The following is a 3,016-nucleotide window of genomic DNA, read 5'->3' as shown; positions in this document are numbered from 1 at the left end:
TATTTTATTTTTTATTTTTATGTAAAAAACTTTTCTAAAAAGCTTTTTACTTCTTGAAATTTTTTTCCAATTCTAATAACAATTTTTCATCATATTTATATGAATCTCTCATAATGCTGAGTACCATTTGTCGAGAGTCGTCTAAGAGTTTACTTATATCATTAAGCCTTAGTTTCTTGTAAAATAATCTTTTGTAACTTAACAATATCTCCCAAGATCGCCAAAATCTCACTCATTACATCTGATTGCTGCTTTTTTTCTTTTATTGTTTTAATCCAATAAAGTGCATCATCCACATCATTCTTATCCTGAAGAAGTTTAACTTTTAAACCTTTTACATTCTTTTCTTTTCTTTTACTTCTTTATTATCTTCACCTTCTATTTTTTCTTCTTCCTCATTTACTAATAATACTTCTTCTACTTCCTCTTTCTTATCATCATCTTCTTCTCTATCTTCTTCATCAACAGTAATATTTTTGTTAGAATTTTCTTTTTCACTATCAACAAAAGACCTTTTCTTTCTTTTATTATTGATAAACCAAAAATTCTTTTTTTATTCATAACACATATTAAATCAATTTTTCCTACCAAATTCACCTAAATGCATTTCTACAAACAGAAATATAGGAAGATAGACTACTAATTCTACCTTCCTTTCTATTTTAAATTATTATAATAAATGATTATAAAATCACTTAATTGTATCTAGAATAGATATAATCCTATTAGATACTGCTTGCATCCCAAAAATTTTAACTTTAATAAGATCTTTATATCTTCTCTCAATATGCTCTATAAATTTCTTACTATCAGAATCAATTCCATCTGTCTTAGCTTTATAAGATGCAACAAGACTATTTACAGCTTTCCTCCAATTCAATTTTTGTAATTGAATTTCTTCAAGCTTGAATTTGATTTCTCTTAAATCAACAAGACTCAATTTATCAAGTTTATTTCTATTCTCTTCTAATTTATTAATTACTCTTTCAAAACCAAATTGAAGATGCCCTACTACAGTATTCATTATATCTTCAATCCATGTACCCTTATTTATATTATCCGATCCTATCTTTTTAAGAATTTCTGCAAAATCTTTTATTCTCTCCTTATTGTATAGCAAAGAGGAATAAAATAATCTTCTTACTTCCTTGTTATCATCATGATCTAATGTCTTATTATTAACAGTATTTAACACTAATTTAAACACTTCATCTTTCATACCATATTGACTTGCATCTTCAACTTCAACCTTATCTTGATTTACTAATCCCATAACATTATCAATATCATTTATAAGGGCAGATATTAATTCCTCTTTCTCATCTCTTATTACAGAATCTCCTCTTACTATTACTTTTTTAACAGAAACTTTATTAACAACATCTTCTTTTGTTGGTTCATCACCTTGAACACCATTTTCAACATCTTTTAAAGAATTTTCGATTCTTCCTTGATTATTCTTATGACCCAATAATCTAGAATCTAGATTACAAGATATTAATCCTAAAATTAATAATATAAATAAATTTTTTCTCACAAATATTCTCCTTCTTTAGAATTAATAATCACTATTATGAAATAATAATGATTATTAATTAATAATATATATCACTTTATCTAAAATACAAAATATTTTAATAAAAATTATTTATTTTTTTACATTTTTACTCTAAAATTATTTACTTATTATCCATTTTCTATTAAAAAATACATGGTACATTTTTACACTATTATAATTATTATTTTTTCAATTTAAACTCTTTTGTTTTTATATTAATATTGCTCGGTTATAAATCTAGAATATTAATATGAATTATACTAATCGATATTAATCTATATTTTTTTTATAATTTTAGTAATTGGTTATTAAAATATATATTATTGAATATTTTTTCTTTAGGGTATATACTATTAACAAGTATATTGCTCAACAAGGGTTTCAGTATATTGGCTGCTTTTTCAAAATTGATTAATGAAAGCGCGCATGAAGCTTAAAGTTACATTTAACTGCTATAAAATAAAACTTAAATAAAAGTAAGCCAAAATTCTTTTTTTAAGAATAAATTTATAACACACATAGTCTATACTTATAGATAGTATTCGTAATATTACTATCTATAGTACATAACCTAAGTTAACAAGAAAACATCTTCTCTGCTTCCTAATAAAGAACAAAAAAAGACTAGATCTATTCTCTCTTTTAAAAAAAATTTCCTTCATTTCTTTCTTCCTACTACTTTAATTCAAAAGAAAAACACAAATGAATGAAAAAGACATTGAAATTACTTAATTTAATAAGGAAACAGCTTCCCTATATATCTAACAAAGAATCAGAGAAGTGCTTCTTTTAACTACTTCTCTAATTGAATTTTTGGACGAATCGCTTTTATCACCACCTGTTTCTGATTTTTTTGCTACTTCTTCTAACTCTCTTGATGTTTCTCAAATCTTACTACCTAGAACACTAAAATAACTTCCTACATCCTCTTTCTTCGTAGTTGTTTTTGCAGTAAAGCTCAAAACATCCAAAACTAATTCCAAAAAAGCAAAAAAGCATTCTCAGCAACTCCTCCCAACTTCAATCATTATCGCACCACTTAACCCACTCCCAACTCCCTTCTGAGCTCCTGATTGCTTACTTCTTTCCACATCCCACCATCCCCCACCATCATCACCACCATACTCATCTTAATAACTCCACTAATCCTTCTTTTCCTTTCCCCTTCTCTCTCTTCCCCTCCCTCTATTTTCTATCTCTTTTATTTCTTTCATTCCTTTCTTGCCTCCTTATTTTTTTTCTTTATCTTTATACTTTAGATAGCCAACAAAACAAAAATAAATAAATCAAGAATTAAAAAATATACTTACCAAATAAAAAAATGATAAATCTTTAATAAAGAGACACACCAAAATGCCAAAAAGGAAAACAATTTTCATAATAAAGAAAAAAATGTTTCCCTTAATTGACTTTATCATTGAATGATATATTTATATTATTTTTATTTAGTAACAGTAC

2 protein-coding genes and 1 pseudogene are annotated in these 3,016 nt (G+C 25.6%); all 3 read right to left on the bottom strand.

Annotated features, from left to right (window positions below; genetic code table 11):
- Nucleotides 1–161 precede the first annotated feature (161 nt).
- Entirely contained in the window at nucleotides 162–296 is a 135-nt protein-coding gene (locus U881_RS13510) for a hypothetical protein (protein ID WP_268744148.1), read from the bottom strand.
- A 395-nt stretch (nucleotides 297–691) separates the two neighbouring features.
- Nucleotides 692–1,537, bottom strand: a complete 846-nt coding sequence (locus U881_RS0102590) for a complement regulator-acquiring protein (RefSeq protein ID WP_024653138.1) — start codon at nucleotides 1,535–1,537, stop codon at nucleotides 692–694.
- A gap of 905 nt (nucleotides 1,538–2,442) precedes the next feature.
- Nucleotides 2,443–2,544, bottom strand: a pseudogene (locus tag U881_RS13730) (hypothetical protein); the annotation flags it as partial.
- Nucleotides 2,545–3,016: the final 472 nt, after the last annotated feature.

Origin of the sequence: Borrelia persica No12 (genome assembly GCF_000500045.1) — a bacterium.
In the GTDB taxonomy this organism is placed as follows: domain Bacteria; phylum Spirochaetota; class Spirochaetia; order Borreliales; family Borreliaceae; genus Borrelia; species Borrelia persica.
Note: the sequence above shows the minus strand (reverse complement) of the source record. Positions and strands in the feature narration are given on the sequence as shown.